The 18,218-nt window shown below is 73.4% G+C and carries 17 protein-coding genes; 14 read left to right on the top strand and 3 right to left on the bottom strand.

What is annotated here, in order from left to right; all coding sequences use genetic code 11:
• The first annotated feature begins 26 nt into the window (after positions 1-26).
• The 8 genes from A2CP1_RS07715 (at position 27) to A2CP1_RS07680 (ending at position 9,219) form a co-directional block, all read left to right on the top strand.
• Complete coding sequence (locus A2CP1_RS07715; protein ID WP_012632817.1) at positions 27-2,417, top strand: endonuclease MutS2; 2,391 nt, start codon at positions 27-29, stop codon at positions 2,415-2,417.
• Between the two features lie 202 nt (positions 2,418-2,619).
• Positions 2,620-3,918, top strand: a complete 1,299-nt coding sequence (locus A2CP1_RS07710) for a hypothetical protein (RefSeq protein ID WP_012632816.1) — start codon at positions 2,620-2,622, stop codon at positions 3,916-3,918.
• A 78-nt stretch (positions 3,919-3,996) separates the two neighbouring features.
• Positions 3,997-5,148 carry an ABC transporter substrate-binding protein gene (locus A2CP1_RS07705; RefSeq protein ID WP_012632815.1) on the top strand — a complete coding sequence of 384 codons (1,152 nt, stop codon included), beginning with the start codon at positions 3,997-3,999 and terminating at the stop codon, positions 5,146-5,148.
• 212 nt (positions 5,149-5,360) lie between these two features.
• Positions 5,361-6,227, top strand: coding sequence for a branched-chain amino acid ABC transporter permease (locus A2CP1_RS07700; protein ID WP_012632814.1), 867 nt, complete (start codon positions 5,361-5,363; stop codon positions 6,225-6,227).
• Between the two features lie 4 nt (positions 6,228-6,231).
• Entirely contained in the window at positions 6,232-7,338 is a 1,107-nt protein-coding gene (locus tag A2CP1_RS07695; RefSeq protein ID WP_012632813.1) for a branched-chain amino acid ABC transporter permease, read from the top strand.
• Positions 7,339-7,349: 11 nt separating this feature from the next.
• Positions 7,350-8,069 (top strand): ABC transporter ATP-binding protein, encoded by a 720-nt coding sequence (locus A2CP1_RS07690; protein WP_012632812.1) that lies wholly within the window; start codon positions 7,350-7,352, stop codon positions 8,067-8,069.
• Positions 8,069-8,773, top strand: a complete 705-nt coding sequence (locus A2CP1_RS07685; protein WP_012632811.1) for an ABC transporter ATP-binding protein — start codon at positions 8,069-8,071, stop codon at positions 8,771-8,773. Before A2CP1_RS07690 ends, A2CP1_RS07685 begins: the two co-directional genes overlap by 1 nt.
• A 2-nt stretch (positions 8,774-8,775) precedes the next feature.
• Positions 8,776-9,219 (top strand): CBS domain-containing protein, encoded by a 444-nt coding sequence (locus A2CP1_RS07680; protein ID WP_012632810.1) that lies wholly within the window; start codon positions 8,776-8,778, stop codon positions 9,217-9,219.
• Between the two features lie 92 nt (positions 9,220-9,311).
• Here A2CP1_RS07680 and A2CP1_RS07675 read toward each other — a convergent pair whose 3' ends face one another.
• Positions 9,312-10,055, bottom strand: a complete 744-nt coding sequence (locus A2CP1_RS07675) for a sulfite exporter TauE/SafE family protein (protein ID WP_012632809.1) — start codon at positions 10,053-10,055, stop codon at positions 9,312-9,314.
• Positions 10,056-10,151: 96 nt separating this feature from the next.
• On the opposite strand from A2CP1_RS07675, the gene A2CP1_RS07670 reads away from it, so the two are divergent.
• Positions 10,152-10,466, top strand: coding sequence for a hypothetical protein (locus tag A2CP1_RS07670; RefSeq protein ID WP_012632808.1), 315 nt, complete (start codon positions 10,152-10,154; stop codon positions 10,464-10,466).
• A gap of 13 nt (positions 10,467-10,479) precedes the next feature.
• On the opposite strand, the gene rnr is transcribed toward A2CP1_RS07670, so the two are convergent.
• Together rnr and A2CP1_RS07660 are read right to left on the bottom strand one after the other, a co-directional pair.
• Entirely contained in the window at positions 10,480-13,053 is a 2,574-nt protein-coding gene (rnr, locus tag A2CP1_RS07665; RefSeq protein ID WP_012632807.1) for a ribonuclease R, read from the bottom strand.
• 1 nt (position 13,054) lies between these two features.
• Positions 13,055-13,894 carry a TIGR00266 family protein gene (locus tag A2CP1_RS07660; protein ID WP_245530009.1) on the bottom strand — a complete coding sequence of 280 codons (840 nt, stop codon included), beginning with the start codon at positions 13,892-13,894 and terminating at the stop codon, positions 13,055-13,057.
• Positions 13,895-14,004: 110 nt separating this feature from the next.
• Here A2CP1_RS07660 and A2CP1_RS07655 point away from each other — a divergent pair, with 110 nt between their 5' ends.
• The 5 genes from A2CP1_RS07655 to A2CP1_RS07635 all read left to right on the top strand — a co-directional run bounded on the left by A2CP1_RS07655 (position 14,005) and on the right by A2CP1_RS07635 (position 18,183).
• A complete protein-coding gene (locus A2CP1_RS07655; protein WP_245530008.1) occupies positions 14,005-15,228 on the top strand; it encodes a molybdopterin molybdotransferase MoeA in 1,224 nt (407 codons plus the stop codon).
• A 35-nt stretch (positions 15,229-15,263) separates the two neighbouring features.
• The gene (locus A2CP1_RS07650; RefSeq protein ID WP_012525479.1) at positions 15,264-16,010 is read left to right on the top strand and encodes a response regulator; all 747 of its coding nucleotides are present in this window, start codon (positions 15,264-15,266) and stop codon (positions 16,008-16,010) included.
• 100 nt (positions 16,011-16,110) lie between these two features.
• Positions 16,111-16,317, top strand: coding sequence for a helix-turn-helix domain-containing protein (locus A2CP1_RS07645; protein WP_011421488.1), 207 nt, complete (start codon positions 16,111-16,113; stop codon positions 16,315-16,317).
• Between the two features lie 171 nt (positions 16,318-16,488).
• Positions 16,489-16,767, top strand: coding sequence for an oxidative damage protection protein (locus A2CP1_RS07640; RefSeq protein ID WP_012525478.1), 279 nt, complete (start codon positions 16,489-16,491; stop codon positions 16,765-16,767).
• Positions 16,768-16,809: 42 nt separating this feature from the next.
• On the top strand, positions 16,810-18,183 hold the full coding sequence (locus tag A2CP1_RS07635) for a CUAEP/CCAEP-tail radical SAM (seleno)protein (RefSeq protein WP_012632803.1): 1,374 nt from the start codon (positions 16,810-16,812) through the stop codon (positions 18,181-18,183).
• Positions 18,184-18,218: the final 35 nt, after the last annotated feature.

The raw sequence follows: 18,218 nt of genomic DNA, 5'->3' as shown, positions 1-18,218 counted from the left end.
GCCAGGCGCGGTAGGTCACGGCCCGCATGCGCGCCGAAGACACGCTGAACGAGCTGGGCTGGCCGTGGATCCTGGAGGCGCTGGCGGGCCGCTGCCGGCTGCCGGCGGGGCGCCGCCAGGCCGCCGCCCTCCCCTTCCTGCCGGACGCGCCCGCCGTCCGCGAGGCGCTGGCGCGGGTGGGCGAGGCGCGCGCGCTCTCGGAGGCGGGCACGTCGCTGCCGCTCGGCGGCGTCGCCGACGTGGAGCCGCACCTCGACCGCGCGGCCAAGGGCGGCGTGCTCGAGCCGCTCGCGCTCCGCGAGTGCGCCGGGCTCGCCCGCGCCGCCGCCCGCACCCGGGCCACGCTGGAGCCGCGCGCGGCCGAGCTCCCGCGGCTGTGGGCGCTCGCCGAGGCGCTCTCGCCGAGCGCGGGGGTGGCGGATCGCATCGAGCGCGCCATCGAGCCGGACGGGTCGATCTCCGACCGCGCCAGCCCGGCCCTCGCCGCCGCGCGCGACCGCTCCCGCGGGCTGCACCGCGCCCTGAAGGCCCAGGTCGAGGCGCTGCTCGACGACGGCGACATGCAGCGCAACCTGCGCGACCGCTACTTCACCATCCGCAACGACCGCTACGTGCTCCCGGTGCTGGCGAGCGCGCGCGGGCAGGTCCCGGGCATCGTCCACAACGCCTCGCAGTCCGGCCAGACGCTGTTCGTGGAGCCGGACTCGATGGTGGAGCTCGGCAACGAGCTGTCCATCGCGAACGCCATGGCCGCCGAGGAGGAGCAGCGCATCCTCCGCGAGCTGTCGCAGGCGCTCACCGCCGGCGCCGGCGCGCTGGCGCGCGACCTCCAGCTGCTGGCCCGCCTCGACCTGCTCGAGGCGGAGGCCCGGCTCGCGTCGGATCTCGACGCGCACGCGCCGGAGGTGGGCCCGGAGCCGGCCGGCTTCGAGCTGCTCTCGCTCCGCCACCCGCTGCTCGTGCTGCAGGCCAAGAAGGTGGTGGCCAGCCACGTGCGCCTCTCGCCCCCGCAGCGCGCGCTCATCGTCTCCGGCCCGAACGGCGGCGGCAAGACGGTGGCCATCACCGCGGTGGGCCTCTCGGCGCTCATGCTGCGCGCCGGCCTGCCGGTGGCGGCCGCCGAGGGCTCGCGCCTCCCGTTCTACCTGGAGGTGAAGGCGGCGGTGGACGAGCGCGGCGACCTCACCAAGGACCTGTCCACCTTCACCGCGCACCTCACCGCGGTGAAGGACATGCTGGCCGGCGCGGTGCCGGGCTCGTTGATCCTGGTGGACGAGATCGCCGCCGACACCGATCCGCGCGAGGGCGCCGCGCTCGCCGCGGCGATCCTCGAGGCGCTGGTCGAGCGCGGGGCCACCGTGCTCGTCACCACCCACCTCGACGAGCTGAAGGCGCTCGCGCTCACCGACGCCCGCTACGGCAACGCCCGCGTCGGCTTCGACGCGGAGCGGCTGGTGCCCACCTACCAGGTGCACCTGGGCGCGCCGGGCAGCTCGTCGGCCATCGAGGTCGCGGCGCGGGTCGGGCTGCCGCCCGCGGTGGTGGAGCGGGCGCGCGCGGCGCGGCACGGCCAGGGCGGCGCGCTGGGCGAGGCGCTCCGCGCGCTCGACGACGAGCGCGGCCGGCTCGCGGCCGAGCGGCGCGGCGCAGAGGAGGCGCGCGCCGCGGCCCGGGCGGCCGAGCAGCGCGCGCGGGCGGCGGAGGAGGCGGCGCGGCGGGCGGAGCGCGACGCGGGCGCGCGCATGGGCGCGGCGCTGGCGGAGGAGATCGAGGCGGCGCGCGCCGAGGTGGCCGAGCTCATGGCCGAGCTGCAGGCGCAGCCCAGCGTGAAGAAGGCGGCCGAGTCGAAGGCGCGGCTCGACGCGTGGCACGCCACGGTCTCGCAGGCCGCGGAGGCCACGCGCGCCCGCGCCGAGGCCGGCCCGGAGGCGCTGCCCGGCGGCGAGCTGAAGCCGGGCGCGCGGGTGCGGATCCTGTCGCTCGGGCAGGAGGGCGAGGTCGTCGAGGTGGACGGCAAGGACGCGCTGGTGCGCGCCGGGCCGCTCAAGATTCGCCGCCCGGTGAAGGACCTGCTGGCGCTCGCCGGCAAGGCGCGCGACGCGGGGCTCGCTCGCACGCGGGGGGAGAAGCTCGCGGCCGCGAGCGCGGCGCGGCCGGACGCGCCGGTGAGCGCCGAGCGCCGCCTCGACGCGCGCGGCCTGCGCGTGGAGGAGCTGCTGCGCGAGGTCGATCGCTTCCTCGACCGCATGTACTCGGACGGTGAAGCCGAGTGCGTGGTGCTGCACGGCCACGGCACCGGGGCGCTGAAGCAGGCGCTGCGGGATCACCTTGCCGCATCCCCTTACGTGGGAGCCTCCCGTTCCGGCGATCGGCACGAGGGCGGCGATGCGGTGACGGTGATCGGCCTCCGCCGCTAGCAGGTCGCGGGACCTCTGGAAGATCGCGCACTTGACGGAGTGCGGCACGAACGCGCAGTCCCTGCGCGGGTGCAAGATTTGCCGACCGGAACAACAATTCTGCGCTCGGCTGTCTGCCTGATGTGGTAGGAAATTCCCACCCGTCCGGGCTGCAACTCGATTCGTCCGGACACACCCGCGCTCCGATTTCTGGAGGAACTGCATGAAGGCTCTGAAGAAGCTGTTCGTGGCAGGCCTCGCCCTGTCGCTGCCTCTCGCGACGCTCGCTCAGGCGACCGAGGCCGCAAAGCCTGCGGAGGCCGCCCCCGCGGCTGCGCCGGCTCCGGCCGCGAAGCCGGCCGAGGAGACGATCAAGGTCACGCCTTACGGCTTCGTGCTCCTCAACGCGTACTGGGACGGCAACACCCTCGTGAACAAGGACTACCCGGGCCAGGCGGCCAGGGCCGGCACGAACGAGGGCGGCGCGTTCCTGATGAGCGCGCGCCAGTCCCGCATCGGCATGCGGCTCGCGACGTCCGGTGAGAACTGGACGGGCGCCGCGCTCACCGGCGTGCTCGAGTTCGACTTCAAGGCCGGCCACCTCTCGACGGCCAGCACCGCCTGGTACAACGGCGTCATGCGGCTCCGCCTCGCGGCGATGACCGCCACCTGGAAGACCCCGTACGGCAACTGGGCGGTCCTCGCCGGCCAGGAGTACGGCCTGGTGAACCCGCTGTTCGCCGAGTCGCTGGCGTGGGTCGCCGATCCGCTGTTCTGGCAGGCCGGCAACCTGTGGCGCCGCGCGCCGCAGATCCGCCTGTCGTACAACGGCCAGTTCGACGCGGTGGGCCTGAGCCTCGCCGCCGCCATGCTGTCGCCCGCCGACGCCGGCACGCCGGTGGACTACGGCTACGGCAACGCCTCCCGCACGCCGAACTTCGAGGCCCGCGCGGCGGTCAGCGTCAAGGCGGCCCCGGACATCAGCGGCACGGTGGGCGCGGGCTACCACATGCAGACCCGCCGCTACCGCTACGGCACCCCGACCGAGAAGGACGTGGACGGCTGGATGTTCGGTGCGGACGCCGACCTCAACCTGACCCAGTTCCTCCAGGTCAAGGGCGAGTACTTCACCGGCGAGGGCGCCGACGACACGTACAACACCATCGGCTCGCCGGCCGTGCAGGTGGCCGCGCCGAACCAGAAGGTCAAGTCGGACGGCTTCTGGGCGCAGGGCATCGTGAAGCCCATCCCGCAGGTGTGGCTGACGATCGGCTACGGCCAGGCGAAGGCGAACAAGGGCGATCTGACCGACGCCATCGCCGGCGTCACGCCCGACCCCACGAACTCCACCCGGTACGAGAACAGCCAGCTGGCCGGGGGCGTGCTCGTGAACGCCGGCAAGTTCTGGCGGTTCGGCGTCGAGGCGATGCAGGTGACGACCAAGTACCTGGCCGCCCCTGCGGGTAGCGACCCCGAGCAGAAGGCGACCCAGATCGCGGTCTCCTCGCAGCTGAAGTTCTAGCTTCTCCTCGAGGGGCGCCCGGGCGACGCCCGGGCGCCCTTCGTGTTTTCAGCGCACCCCTTCACCCAGGAGCGAATCATGACGAAGAAGCTCGCGATGGCCGTGGCGGCGCTCGCCCTCGCGCTGCCCGGCACCGGCAGCGCGCAGGTGAAGATCGGCTTCATCAACTCCATCACCGGCCCCGAGGCGCCCATCGGCGAGAACCTCACCAACGGCGTGGACATGGCCGTCGAGGATCTCAAGAAGCAGGGCGTGAGCGTCACGATCGTGAAGCAGGACGACACCGGCAAGCCGCAGGTGGCCATGAGCGCCATGGAGCAGCTCGCCACCGGCGACGAGGTCGCCGCCGTGGTCGGCCCGTACACCTCCGCCACCGCGAACGCCGTCGCGAAGCTGGCCCAGCAGTACAAGGTCCCGCAGGTCGTTCCGGCCGCCGCGAAGGAGGAGATCACCAAGCAGGGCTACGACTGGGTGTTCCGCCTGAACGCCCCGGCGCACCAGTACGCGCAGTCGCTCATCGACGCGGCGCTGACGTTCGGCAAGCCGAAGTCGATCGCGTTCATCTACGAGTCCACCGACTTCGGCGCGTCGGTCGCCACCGCCGGCAAGGACTACGCGCAGAAGAAGGGCCTGAAGATCGTGGCGGACGAGGCCTACCAGAAGGGCGCGCCCGACTACCGCTCCACGCTCACCAAGATCAAGGCGCAGAACCCCGACCTCGTCTTCATGGTCTCGTACGTCGCCGACGCCATCCTGCTGATGCGGCAGTCGCGCGAGGTGGGCCTGAAGCCGCAGGCGTTCCTGGGCGGCGGCGCCGGCTTCGACACCGCGCAGTTCGAGAGCGAGAAGGACATCTCCAACCTGGTCTACTCGGTCACCCAGTGGACGCCCGAGTCGTCCAAGGCGGCCACCGCGTTCGCCGATCGCTACAAGGCGAAGTACGGCAAGAAGCCCACGTACCACGCGGCCTGCGCCTACGCGGCGATGATGATCGTGGGCGAGACCGCCGCGAAGAACGGCGGCGACCGGAAGAAGATCCGAGACGCGCTCGCGAACGGCTCGTGGACCGGGATCATGGGCAAGGTGGACTTCGAGACGTACGAGGGCTTCACCAACCAGAACAAGCTCGTCATGCCGGTGATCCAGTACCAGGGCGGCAAGTCGGAGACCGTCTTCCCTAAGGAAGCGGCGCAGAAGAAGGCCGTCTACCCGTTCCCCGGCTGGAAGTAGATCGGCGCGCGCCGCGCGCGCACGCAGCGTGAAGCAGCTCGGAGCCGGGGGGCGGCGCGACCGCTCCCCGGCTCTCTTTTTTCCGGCCCGGGCGGCCGTGGATCGTTGAAGTCCCAACTCGGCTTCGGTACCCTGACGGGCCCCGTCGAGCCGGAGATGCAAGGCGCGCTGCCGGCGCGCGGGCGCGTGAAGCGTCCAGCGGAGGAGCCTCGATGATCGTGTTCTTGCAGTCGGTGCTGAGCGGCCTGCTCGTGGGCGGCGTCTACGCGCTCATCGGGATCGGGCTCACGTTGATCTTCGGCGTGATGCGCGTGACGAACTTCGCGCACGGCGAGCTGCTGATGCTCGGCATGTACCTCGCCTGGCTGGCCTTCACCGGCCTGCACCTCGATCCGTTCCTGTCGATCGTGCTGGTCGCGCCCGCGATGTTCCTGTGGGGCGCGTTCCTGCAGAAGAGCTTCGTCAACCGGGTGCTCGGCGCGCTGCCGCAGAACCAGATCCTGCTCACCATCGGCCTCGGCCTGATCATGTCGAACACGGTGATGCTGATCTTCACCTCCGACTACCGGATCCTGACCACCACCTACTCGTCCTCCAGCTACAAGCTGGCCGGCCTCTCGATCTCGCAGCCGCTGCTCTACGCGTTCCTCATCACGGTGGCGATCACCGGCGCGCTCTACTGGTTCCTGCTCAAGACCGACACCGGCCAGGCCATCCGCGCCACCGCCCAGGACCGCGACGCGGCCCAGCTCATGGGGATCAACGTGCGCCGCATGTCGGTGCTGGCGTTCGGGATCGGCTCGGCGCTGGCCGGCACCGCCGGCGCGCTGATCTCGCCGACCTACTACATCTTCCCGCAGGTGGGCAGCGCCTTCACGCTGAAGGCGTTCGTGATCGTGGTGCTCGGCGGCATGGGCAGCGTCGTCGGCGCCACGCTGGGCGGCATCATCATCGGCGTGGCCGAGTCGCTGTCCGCCGTCTACATCGCCTCGGGGCTGAAGGAGCTGGTCACCTTCGTGCTGTTCCTCGCCCTGCTCCTCTTCAAGCCCGCCGGCCTGCTCGGCAAGACGAGGGCCTGATCCGATGCGCACCCGACTCCTCTCTCCCCTCCCCTCCCGCGCCCCGCGCGGCTTCTCGGTGGTGGGCCTGCTCGTGTTCCTGGCGGTCGTCGCCGCGCTGGCGGTCTTCCCGCAGTTCGTGAAGAAGCCGTACGTGCTGCACATGGGCGTGCTGCTGTTCCTGGCGGTGATCCAGGGCCAGGCCTGGAACGTGGTGGGCGGCTACGCCGGGCAGTACTCGGTCGGCCACGCCGCGTACTTCGGCGTGGGCGCGTACGTCACCGTGATGCTGCTCGAGGTGAACAAGATCGCGCCGTGGTGGGGCGTGTGGGCGGCCATGGCGGCGTCGGTGCTGCTGTCGCTCGTCATCGGCAGCATCACCTTCCGCCTGCGCGGGCCGTACTTCGTGCTCGCCTCGATCTCGGTCGCCGAGATCATCCGGCTCGCCACCCTGTACTTCAAGGACCTCACCCGCGGCGCCGAGGGCTTCCTGCTCGGCGAGATCCCGACGCTGAACCTGTTCGGCAACGAGATCATGTTCTTCGGCAAGCGGCCCTTCTACTTCGTGGGCCTGGGTCTCGCGGTGGTGGCCGTCGCGGTCAACTGGATCGTCCAGCACTCCAAGCTCGGCTACTACTTCCAGGCCATCCGGGAGGACCAGGACGCGGCGCACTCGCTCGGCATCAACCTGTCCTTCTACAAGAACGTGGCGCTCTCCATCTCGGCCGCCTTCACCGCGCTGGCCGGCGGCTTCTACGCCATGTTCGTGAAGTTCATCGACCCGAACACGGTGTTCGGCCTGGACGTGTCGGTGCAGATCGTCCTGCTCTGCATCATCGGCGGCATCGGGACCATCGTCGGCCCGGTGATCGGCGCGGTGGTGCTGGTGCCGCTCTCCGAGATCCTGCGCAACCCGAAGGGTCTGGTGCAGGTCGGCGTGCTCTCGCCGGACTCGGGCTTCGTGACGTTCGTGGAGCGCTACCTCTCCAACGCCCACCTGCTCGTGTACGGCATCCTGGTGGTGCTCGTGATCCTGTTCGCGCCCGAGGGCGTGCTCGGCGTCATCCGGCGCGTCACGGCGCGCTGGGGCCGCCGTCCGCAGGACGTCCCGCCCGCCGCGGCCAAGGCCTAGGAGAGACCGCCATGGCGATCCTCGAGATCAAGCACGTCTCCAAGTTCTTCGGCGGCCTCGCCGCGAACTCCGACGTCTCCTTCACGATGGAGAAGGGGATGATCATGGGCCTCATCGGCCCGAACGGCGCCGGCAAGACCACGCTGTTCAACTGCATCACCGGCTTCTACCCGCCGTCCAAGGGCGAGGTGCTGTTCAAGGGCGTGCGGATGAACGGCCTGCAGCCGAACCAGGTCTGCCACCTCGGCATGGTGCGCACCTGGCAGAAGGTGCGGCCGCTCGCGAAGATGACGGTGCTCGACAACGTGATGGTGGGCGCGCTGGCGCGCACCACCAGCCTGCGGGTGGCGCGGCAGGTGGCGCTGGAGCAGCTGCACGTCGTGAAGCTCGAGCGCAAGGAGGCGTTCCTGGCGGGCGGCCTGCCCATCGGCGAGCGGAAGAAGCTGGAGGTGGCCCGCGTGCTCGCCACCAAGCCCGAGCTGCTGCTGCTCGACGAGGTGATGGGCGGCCTCAACCCGGCCGAGTCCGAGGAGATCATCCAGCTCATCCTCGAGCTCCGGAAGGGCGGCCTCACGCAGATGGTCATCGAGCACGACATGAAGGCCATCATGCGCATCTCCGATCGCATCGTGGTCCTCAACTCCGGCGAGAAGCTGGCGGAGGGCGTGCCGCAGGAGATCGTGAACAACAAGGACGTGGTCTCCGCCTACCTGGGCGAGGAGGTGGAGTGATGCTGAAGCTCGAGAAGCTGTCCTTCGCCTACGGCGACCTGAAGGTCCTCTGGGACGTGGACCTGGAGGTGAAGCAGGGCGAGATCGTGACGGTGGTCGGCGCGAACGGCGCCGGGAAGTCCACCATCCTGAAGAACGTCTCGCGCCTGGTGAAGCCGGGCCACGGCCACATCACGTTCCAGGGCCACGACCTGCGCAAGCTGGCGTCGCACGAGGTGGTGGAGCTGGGCATCGTGCAGGTGCCGGAGGGCCGCCGCATCTTCCCGGAGATGACGGTGGTCGAGAACCTGCGGATGGGCTCGTTCGTGAAGTCCACGCGCAAGGACCGCGAGCGCAACATCGAGCGCGCCTTCACCCTGTTCCCCCGCCTGAAGGAGCGCGCGAAGCAGCTCGGCGGCACCATGTCCGGCGGCGAGCAGCAGATGCTGGCCATCGCGCGGGGCCTGATGGCGAACCCGAAGCTGCTGCTGCTCGACGAGCCCTCGCTGGGGCTCTCTCCGCTGCTGGTGAAGAGCATCTTCGAGATCATCAAGGAGATCAACCGCCAGGGGACCACCATCCTGCTGGTGGAGCAGAACGTCTACCAGTCGCTCCGCATCTCCACGCGCGCGTACGTGCTGGAGACGGGACGGGTGGTACTCTCGGGCACGGGCGCGGAGCTGCTCGACAACGCCCACGTCAAGAAGGCCTTCCTGGGGATGTGATCATGGCGGACGCGAAGCTCACGGTCGGCGACTGGATGACGAAGAACCCGATCACCATCGAGGACGAGTCCTCGGTGATCGAGGCGATCCACCTGCTCAAGGAGAAGAACATCCGGCGCCTGCCGGTGATGCGGCAGGGGCGCCTGGTCGGGCTGGTGACGGAGAAGATGCTGTTCGGCTACATGCCGGCGAAGGCGACCACCCTCGACCAGTGGGAGCTGCACTACCTGCTCTCCAAGACCCCGGTCCGCGCCGCGATGAACCCGGCGCCGCACACCGTCCACCCGGACACGCCGCTGGCCGAGGCCGCGCGCCTGCTGCACGACCGCAAGCTGAACGGCGTCCTCGTGGTGAACGCGCAGGGCGACCTGCAGGGCCTGCTCACCACCACGAACGCGCTCGAGGCGCTCATCCACTTCTCCGCCGCGGCCGGCGCGAAGCCGTAGCCACGCGCCCGTCCGGAGCCCCGCCCGCCCCGCCACGCGGGGCGCGGGGCCCGACGGGTGGAGCGGCGGCGCGGCGGCACCGCGGCGGGCCGCTACCAGAAGAACTTCGCCGCCGCGAACAGCCCGATCGCGATCGCGAACGCCTTCATCCCCGCCGGCGGGAGGCGCTGCGCCACGTGCGCGCCCACCCAGCCGCCGACCAGCGACGCGACCGCCATCAGCGCGGCGAGCGGCGGATCCACCTTGCCCCACGCCAGGAACAGCACGCACGCCACGCCGTTCGTGAGCAGCGCGAACAGCACCTTGAGCGCGTTCGCGTGCTGCAGGCTGGACGGCAGCAGGATGCCCATCGCCGCCAGCATCAGGATGCCGATCCCGGCGCCGAAGTAGCCGCCGTACACCGAGATGAGGAACTGGATGATCCAGAGCGCCACCGGGTGGTTGCCGGCGACCTGGTGCCCCACCGCGCGGCGGATGGGCCCCTGGAGCGCGAGCAGCGCGCAGGCGAACAGGATGAGCCACGGCACCACCGCCGCGAACGCCTTCTCCGGCAGCGCCAGCAGCAGCACCGAGCCGAGCGCGCCGCCCAGCAGCGCCGGCAGCCCGAGCACGATGGCGCGGTGGCGCTCCTCGTCGATGTGGCGCCGGTAGGCCCACACCGAGGAGATCTGGCCCGGCCAGAGCGCCACCGTGCTGGTGGCGTTCGCGGTCACCGGGGAGAGGCCGGCCAGCAGCAGCGCCGGGAAGGTGAGCAGCGTGCCGCCGCCCGCGACGGCGTTCACGAGGCCGGCGGCGGCGGAGGCGGCGGTCACGAGGACACCCTGGGCGACGGTCACGGCATGTGATTAGCGCGCCGGGCGGGCGCCCGCACCCCGACCGGCGGGTTGCGCGCGGCGGGCGGCTTCGGCGAGATGGTGGGTGGAGGTTTCCCCATGCCCGCCACCGTCACCGCCGATCGCGGCGAGATCCTGCACCGGGCCGGCCGCGCCCACCTGTCCCCTGCCCTGCGCGACGGCGCGCCGGCCCTCGCCGGCCACGGCGACACGGCCGGGCGGTGCGGGTGGGAGCCGTTCTTCCGCGCGCTGGGCGACCGCGGCCTGGCGGTCGCGTTCGAGGAGGACGGCGGCGCCCGCCTGGTGCCGCGGGGAGACGCGCCCACCCACGGGGCGGGGCCCGGCGAGGGCGGCGTGGAGGGCGCGCGCCGGTTCCTGCGCGCGCTCCGGGGCGAGTGGACCCCGCCGGCCTGAGGGCGGCCCGGCCTCAGCGCCCGCGGCGCCGGCCCTTGGCGCCGCCGCCCGGCTTCCCGCCCCGCGGCTTGCCGCCGCCCTGCCTGCCATCCGACGTCCGCCGGCCGCCGGCCTGCTGCTTCCCGCCGCGCGGCTGCGCGCCCGGGCGCCGGCCGCCCGCCTCGCCGCGCCGCGGCGCCTTGCCGTCCGCGCGCCGCTGGAGCGCCTCGGCGAGGTCGCCGCGCCCGCGGGCGGGACCGCGCGCGGCCGCCGCCTCCGGCCTCGCCACGGCCACCTCGCCCGGCCCGCGCTCGCCCGGCCCACCGCGCCGGCGCTTCCCCCGCGCGCCCTCCGCCGCGGCCGCCATCGCCTCCGCGCCGGCCAGCACGAAGTCGATCCGCCGCCGCACCGGGCTCGCCGCCGCCACCAGGATCTTCACCTCGTCGCCGACGCGGATCGCCCGGCCGCCGGCGGCGTCCACCAGCGCGTGCTGGACGACGTCCAGCTCGAAGTTGCCGGGGAGGTCCTCCACCTTGACCAGGCCCTCGACCATCCAGCGCTTCAGCTCGACGAACGCGCCGAAGTCCACCACCGCCGCCACCACGCCGTCGAAGGTCTCGCCGACCTTGTCCTCCATGAACAGCGCCGCGTAGAACGACGCGATCTCGCGCTCGGCCTCCATGGCCGCGCGCTCGCGCTCCGAGGCCAGCGCCGCCATCTCCTCCAGCGCCTCGGCCGGCGTGCCGCGCACCGGCCGGCCCTGGCGCCGGGCCCACTCCTCCTTGAGCAGCCGGTGCACCGCGAGGTCGGGGTAGCGGCGGATGGGCGAGGTGAAGTGCAGGTAGTGCTCGGCGGCCAGGCCGTAGTGGCCGATGTTCTCCGGGCTGTAGACCGCCTGCATCATGGCCCGGAGCAGGAGCTGGTTCAGCGCCCGCTGCTGGGCGTGGCCGTGGAACTTCTCGAGCAGCGCGTTCAGCGCGCGAGGGTCGGCGGGCAGCTCCGGCACCTCGAAGCCGTGCGCCGCCGCGAGATCGAGGAGCGCCTGGAGCTTCTCCTCGTCGGGCAGCCCGTGCACGCGATAGATGGTGGGGAGGTCGCGCGCGCCGAACCAGCGCGCCACCGCCTCGTTCGCCGCCAGCATGAACTCCTCGACGATGCGGTGCGCGCGGTTGCGCGGCCGGCGCTCGATGGCGGCGACGGCGCCGTCGTCGCCGAGGACGATCTTCGCCTCGGGCAGGTCGAAGTCGATGCTGCCGCGGCGGCGCCGCATGGCGGTGAGCTTCTCCTGCAGCTCGGCCATCAGCTCGAACGACTCGCGGAAGCGCTCGCGCCCGGGGACCCGCTCGCCCGCGAGCACGCGGGCCACCTCGGTGTACGTGCAGCGGGCCGCGCTCCGCATCACGGCCTCGTACACCTCCGTCGCGTGCGTCTCGCCGCGCCCGTCCACCACCATGTCGGCGACCATGCAGAGCCGGTCCACCTCGGGGTTGAGCGAGCAGATCCCGTTGGAGAGCCGCTCCGGCAGCATGGGCAGCACCTGCATCGGGAAGTAGACGCTGGTCCCGCGCCGGAACGCCTCCTGGTCCAGCACGCTGCCGGCCCGCACGTAGTGGGCGACGTCGGCGATGGCCACCACCAGCCGGTACATGGGCTTGCCCTTGCGCGAGGGCAGCCGCTCCACGTGCACCGCGTCGTCGAAGTCGCGCGCGTCCTCGCCGTCGATGGTGACGAGCGGCAGCGCGGTGAGGTCGCGCCGGCCGCGCCAGTCCTCGGAGCGGACGTGGTCCGGCGTCTCGACCGCCTCGCCCTGCACCGCCTCCGGGAACACGTCGGCGAACCCGCGCGCGTACGCGACCTTCAGCACCTCGACGCGCGGCTCGCCCGGGCGGCCGATCGCCTCCACCACCTCGCCGCGCAGCTCCGGGCTCTCCGGGTCGAGCGCGACCTTCACCACCTCGCCGTCGCGGGCGGCCGCCGTCTCGGCCACCGGCACGTAACCCTCCAGCTCGGCGTCGGCCGGGACGACGAAGCTCTGCTTCCCGCGCGCGTGGTAGGTGCCGACCAGCAGCCGCCGCCGGCGCTCCACCACCTCCACGATCTTCCCGGCGGTGCGCCCGCCGCGCGCCGGGACGATCTCCAGGCGCACCAGGTCGCCGTCGAGCGCGCGCGCCGCCTCGTGCGGCGGCACGAACACGTCCTCGCCCTTGCGGTCGATCCGTGCCACGAACCCGAAGCCATCGCGGTGCTTCTTGAGCGTACCGAGCACGCCGCCGCTGCGCGCGGCCCGCCCGGCCGCGCCCGCCAGCCCGCGGCCGCGCGACGAGGGCGCGAGCCGGCCCGCCCCGGCGCCGTCGCCCGGGCGCCCCGGCCGCCGGCCGCCCCGCTCCGCCGACGCGGGCTTCGTCCCCGGCAGCGAGAAGCGGTTGCCGTCGCGGAGCAGCACCCCCTCGCGCGCGAGGTCGCGCAGCACGCGCTTCACCTCGGTGCGCTCGCCGGGGTGGATGTTCCCGCGCTGCATCACCTCGCGGACCGAGAGGGCCTTCCCTCCCGCCTTGCGGAACTGGTCCACCAGCGCCGCGCGGCGGCGCTCCTGAAGGTCGCGCTGCATCCTAGTCTCCGAACAGGCGGCCGAGGTCCGAGCCGCCCTGGTGCTGCGTGGGGAACAGCGGGAACAGCGCGCCGGCGAGCGCCTGCAGGTTGCGCGTCTGCAGCCACACCTCGCCCGGCCCGGCGAACTCGGCCACCAGGGCCTCGCCCGACACGATGGAGCGGAGCCACCCGCGGCGGCTGGCCTTGCGCACCTGGTACGGCATGGCGGCGTCGAACGCGACCACGTGGCCGGTGTCGACCACGTAGCGCCCGCCCGCCGGGATGGGCCGGCGCACGATGGCGCCGTAGGACGAGAGCAGCGCCGTGCCACGGCCGGAGAGCCGGATGAAGAACAGCCCCTCGCCGGCGAACAGGCCGCGGAAGCCGGCGAACTCGGTGTCGATTCGGGTCTCCGGGTCGGAGGCGAGCCAGGAGGAGGACTGCACCAGCAGCGTGCGCCCCGCGAGCTCCAGCCCGATCACGTCGCCCGGCACCGGCGGCGCGAGCAGCACCTCGGCCGGCCCGCCCATCGCGGTGAACGTCGACACGAACACGGACTCGCGGGTGACCATGCGCCGGAGCGCGCCCATCACGCCGCCCTGCATCCGCGACTGCAGGTCCACGTTGCCGCTCATCGAGACCATCGCGCCGGCCTCGGCCAGGATGGACTGGCCGGCGGCGAGCTCGACGCGCGCGCACGCGAACGCGTTGCCGCCCACGAGCTGGTAGCGGAGCGTGCTCGAGGCGGAGGTGGTGGCGAGCACGTCGCCGGCCGCGGCGGCGCCGGCCCGCAGCACCGCGCCGCAGGCGCGGCAGGCGGCGTCGGGCCCGACCTCGTTTCCACAGTTGGGACAGCGCATGGCGCGAGTCTACACGCGATGCGGCGGGGCGAGGGGCGGAAGGCAGGGGAGCGCGGCACCGCCCCGCCCGCCCGCGCGGGCGCCTCGCCGCCCGGGTGTATAAACGGTCCGTGCTCACCCCCGAGACCGCCCGGGCGCGCATCCTGGCCGCCCTCTCCCCGCTCGCGCCGCTGGCCGGCGAGCGCGTGCCGCTCGCCGACGCGGTCGGCCGCGCGCTGGCGGAGGACCTCGTCCCCGACCGCGACCTGCCCGCGTTCGACGCGTCCACCATGGACGGCTATGCGCTCCGCGCCGCCGACGCGCGCCGCGCCGGCGCGCGCCTGCCGGTCGCGTTCGAGGTGTACGCCGGCCGCCCCGCCGCCGCGCCGCTGCCGCCGGGGAGCTGCTGCCGGATCTTCACCGGCGCGCCGTTGCCGGCGGGCGCCGACGCGGTGGAGATGCAGGAGGAGGTGCGCCGCGCCGGGAAGGCGGCGGTCTTCCGCCGCCCCGTGGCCGCGGGGCGCTTCGTGCGCGCGCGCGGCTCGGACCTCGCCGCCGGCGCGGTGGCGCTCGCCGCCGGGGCGGTGGTGGACCCGGGCGCGGTCGGGCTCGCGGCCGGGATCGGTCGCGCCGAGCTGGTGGTGCGCCGGCGGCCGCGGGTCGCGATCCTGCCCACCGGCGACGAGCTCGTGCCGCCCGGCTCCGTCCCCGGCCCCGGCGAGCTGGTGGACTCGAACGGCCTCGCGCTCGCCGCGGCGGTGCGCGAGGCGGGAGGCGAGCCCATCCTGCTCCGCCCCGCCCGCGACGAGGCCGCGAGCCTCTCGGCCGCGCTCGCGGCCGTCCGCGGCGCCGACGCGCTCCTCACGTCCGGCGGCGTCTCGGTGGGCGAGCGCGACCTGGTGCGCGCGGCGCTGGAGCACGCCGGGGCGCGGCTCGACTTCTGGCGGGTGGCGATGCGCCCCGGGAAGCCGTTCGCGTTCGGGCTGTGGGGCACCACCGCGGTGTTCGGCCTGCCGGGCAACCCGGCCAGCACGCTGGTCACGTTCGAGCTGTTCGTCCGCCCGGCGCTCCGCGCCCTGGCGGGGCTCCCCGGCAGCGGGCGCGTGGTGTCGGTGGGCCGGCTCGCATCCGCGCAGGAGAAGCCCGCCGAGCTCACCGTCTACCTGCGCTGCCGCGTGCGGCACTCGGGGGACGAGCTGGTGCTCGAGCCGCTCCGGACGCAGGTCAGCGGCAACCTCTCGTCCACCACCGGTCACGCCGCGCTGGCGGTGCTGCCGCCGGGGCGCGCGCGGCTCGCGCGCGGGGCCAGGGTCCGGGCGATCCTGCTCGCCCCCGACGTGCGGCACGATGGGTGAACGGTACCCCCCGTCCGTGCTATGAGGGGCGCGCAATGGCCCGCGCGCGATGGGAACGCCCGGAGGAGCATGACCATGTCCTCCTCCTCGCCGACGACGACGACCTCCACCTGGAGGCGGTGAAGCGCCACCTCGACACCGTGCCCGGGCGCCAGCGCGCCCAGATCCTGGGGCGCTACCCGCGCTACCGCATCCTGGTGGCGCGCAACGGCGAGGAGGCGCTGCGGCGCGCCACCGCCCAGGTGACCGCGGTGGCGGTGGACCTGGTCATGCCGCGCCGCAACGGCCTCGAGGTCATCCAGGAGCTGCGCGCCCGCCGCCCGGACCTCGCCATCCTGGCGTTCACCGCAGGTGCCCCTGCCTCCGAGGCGGTGGCGGCGGTGATGGCCGGCGCGGACTTCTTCCACGAGTACCGGGACGAGCCGGAGCCGCTCGCGTTCGAGCGCGCCCTGGAGCTGGCGCTCGACCGGCGCCGGCTCACCCGCCTAATCGAGAAGGGCGAGGCCGAGGTGGACGAGGCCCGGGCCCGCCTGTCCCAGCTCTCCGGCGACCTCGCCCGCGCCATGCCCGGGTTCCGGCCGCCGCAGGCTCGCGAGGACGTGCTCCCGTTCAAGGAGGCTGCGCGGCGCTACCTCACCGCTTCGGCGCGCCTCTTCGAGGGGGACAGCCAGGGCCTGGCCCGGGCGCTCGGGATCTCGTACTTCGCGCTCAGGCGACTTCTCGCTAGGTATCAGGTGCCCCTTCCGTCCAGGTCGAGGAAACCTGGGACAAGCTCGCGGTAGAAACGCCCCTCGAGAGGTGTTATTTCTCTCGGTGTGCGGAACCCGCAGTCCGGGTTGCGGATTCCGCAAATCACCCACCGTGACACCGCAGGGAGCCACCATGGCCGCACTCGCCGACAAGTTCGCCGTCAACCTCAAGAGCGAACGTCTCCGCCGCAAGCTGTCCCAGGAGGCCCTGGCCGCCAAGGCCGGGCTGTCCGTCTCGTACATCTCCATGCTCGAGCGCGGCCAGCGCACGCCGCCGCTCGACACGCTCGAGTCGCTGGCGAAGGCGCTGTCGGTCTCGCCGACGTCGCTGCTGTCCTGATCGACCGGCCCGCGCGCGCGGCGCGGCCCTCCGCGTCGCGCGCCCGCCGGGCCGCGCCCCTCCCACACCTGCCGCCCGTGCGCGTGGCGTCCGCCGCGGAGATCGCTTATGTTCCGGCGGTCCGCCGGTCCCGCCCCCTCGACCGGCCCCCACCTTCGAAAGGACGTCGGCGTGGCGCGAATGGTGATGTGCAAGAAGCTCGGCCGTGAGCTGCCGGGCCTCGCCTACAAGCCCTTCCCGAACGAGCTCGGGCAGCGGATCTACGACTCGATCTCGCAGGACGCCTGGAAGCTCTGGCTCGAGCACTTCAAGATGATCCTCAACGAGTACCGCCTCGCCCCGGCGGACCCGCGGACCACCGAGATCCTCTACCAGCAGGCCGAGCAGTTCTTCTTCGGCGAGAACGCGCAGCTCCCGCCCGACTACCGGCCGCCGCCGTCCAAGGGCTAGCCGTCCCGCCGGCGCGGCGGGCGAGGTGACGCGGGAGCGCACGTGCGGCGTCCGGGCGAGATCCTCCTCGTCTCCACGTACGAGCTCGGTCACCAGCCGCACGGGCTGGCGCTACCCCGCGCGTTCCTGGAGCGCGCCGGGTTCGCGCCCGCCTGCCTCGATCTCGCGGTCGAGCCGCTCGATCCGGCCCGGGTGGCCGCCGCGCGCCTGGTCGCGCTCTCCGTCCCCATGCACACCGCGCTGCGCCTCGGGCTCGAGGCGGCGGCGCGCGTGCGGGCGCTCAACCCTGCCGCCGCGATCGCGTTCCACGGCCTGTACGCGCCGCTCCACGCGGAGCTGCTGCTCGCGGCCGGCGCCATCGCGGTCCTCGGCGGCGAGTGCGAGGAGGAGCTCGTCGCGCTCGCGGCCGCGCTCGAGCGCGGAGCGGACCTCGCCCGCTTCGTCCAGCGCGGCGGGGACGCGGCGCCGCGGGCCCGGCTCGACTTCCCGGTCCCGAGCCGCGCCGGGCTCCCGGCGCTGTCGCGCTACGCGCGCCTCGCCGCCGCCGACGGGACGCTCCAGGTGGCCGGCTACGCCGAGGCGACCCGCGGGTGCAAGCACCTCTGCCGCCACTGCCCCATCCCGCCGGTCTACCGCGGCCGCTTCGTGGCGGTGCCGCTCGAGACGGTGGTCGAGGACGTGACGCGGCAGGTGGCGCTCGGGGCCGCGCACGTCACGTTCGGCGACCCCGACTTCCTGAACGGCCCGACGCACGCGCTCCGCGTCGCGCGCGCGGTGCACGCGCGCTTCTCCGCGCTCACCTTCGACTTCACCGCCAAGGTCTCGCACCTGGTGGAGCACGCGGACGCGGTGGCGGAGCTGGCGCGGCTCGGCGCGGTGTTCGTCACCTCCGCGGTCGAGTCGCTCTCGGAGCGCGTGCTGGCGGCGCTCGACAAGGGTCACGACCGCGCCGCCGCGCTGGCCGCGTTCCGCGCCTGCGCCGCGGCCGGCGTGCCCCTCCGCCCGACGCTGGTGCCGTTCACGCCCTGGGGCACGCTCGACGACCTGGTGGACCTGCTCGACGTGCTCGAGGCGGAGGGGATGCTCCCGAACCTCGATCCGGTGCAGCTCTCCATCCGCCTGCTGATCCCGCCCGGCTCGCTGCTCGAGCGCGCGCCCGGGATCGCGTTCGAGGGGCTCGACGCGGCCGCGCTCACCTGGCGCTGGCGCCACCCGGATCCGCGGATGGACGCGCTGCAGCCGCGGATCGCCGCCGAGGTCGAGGCCGGCGCCGCGCGCGAGGCGCCGCCGCTCGAGACCATCGCGCGCGTCCGCGCGCTGGTGCTCGCCGCGGCCGGGCTGCCGCACCGGCACGTCCGCGTGCTCGCCCCCGACCAGCGGCGCGTGCCCCGCCTCACCGAGAGCTGGTTCTGTTGAGCAGAGCCGACGGCCCGTCAGGTCGACGGGCTCTC

The organism is Anaeromyxobacter dehalogenans 2CP-1 (assembly GCF_000022145.1).
Lineage (GTDB): Bacteria > Myxococcota > Myxococcia > Myxococcales > Anaeromyxobacteraceae > Anaeromyxobacter > Anaeromyxobacter dehalogenans.
The sequence above is the reverse complement of the archived record's forward strand: the minus strand, read 5'-3'. Positions and strand labels throughout refer to the sequence as shown.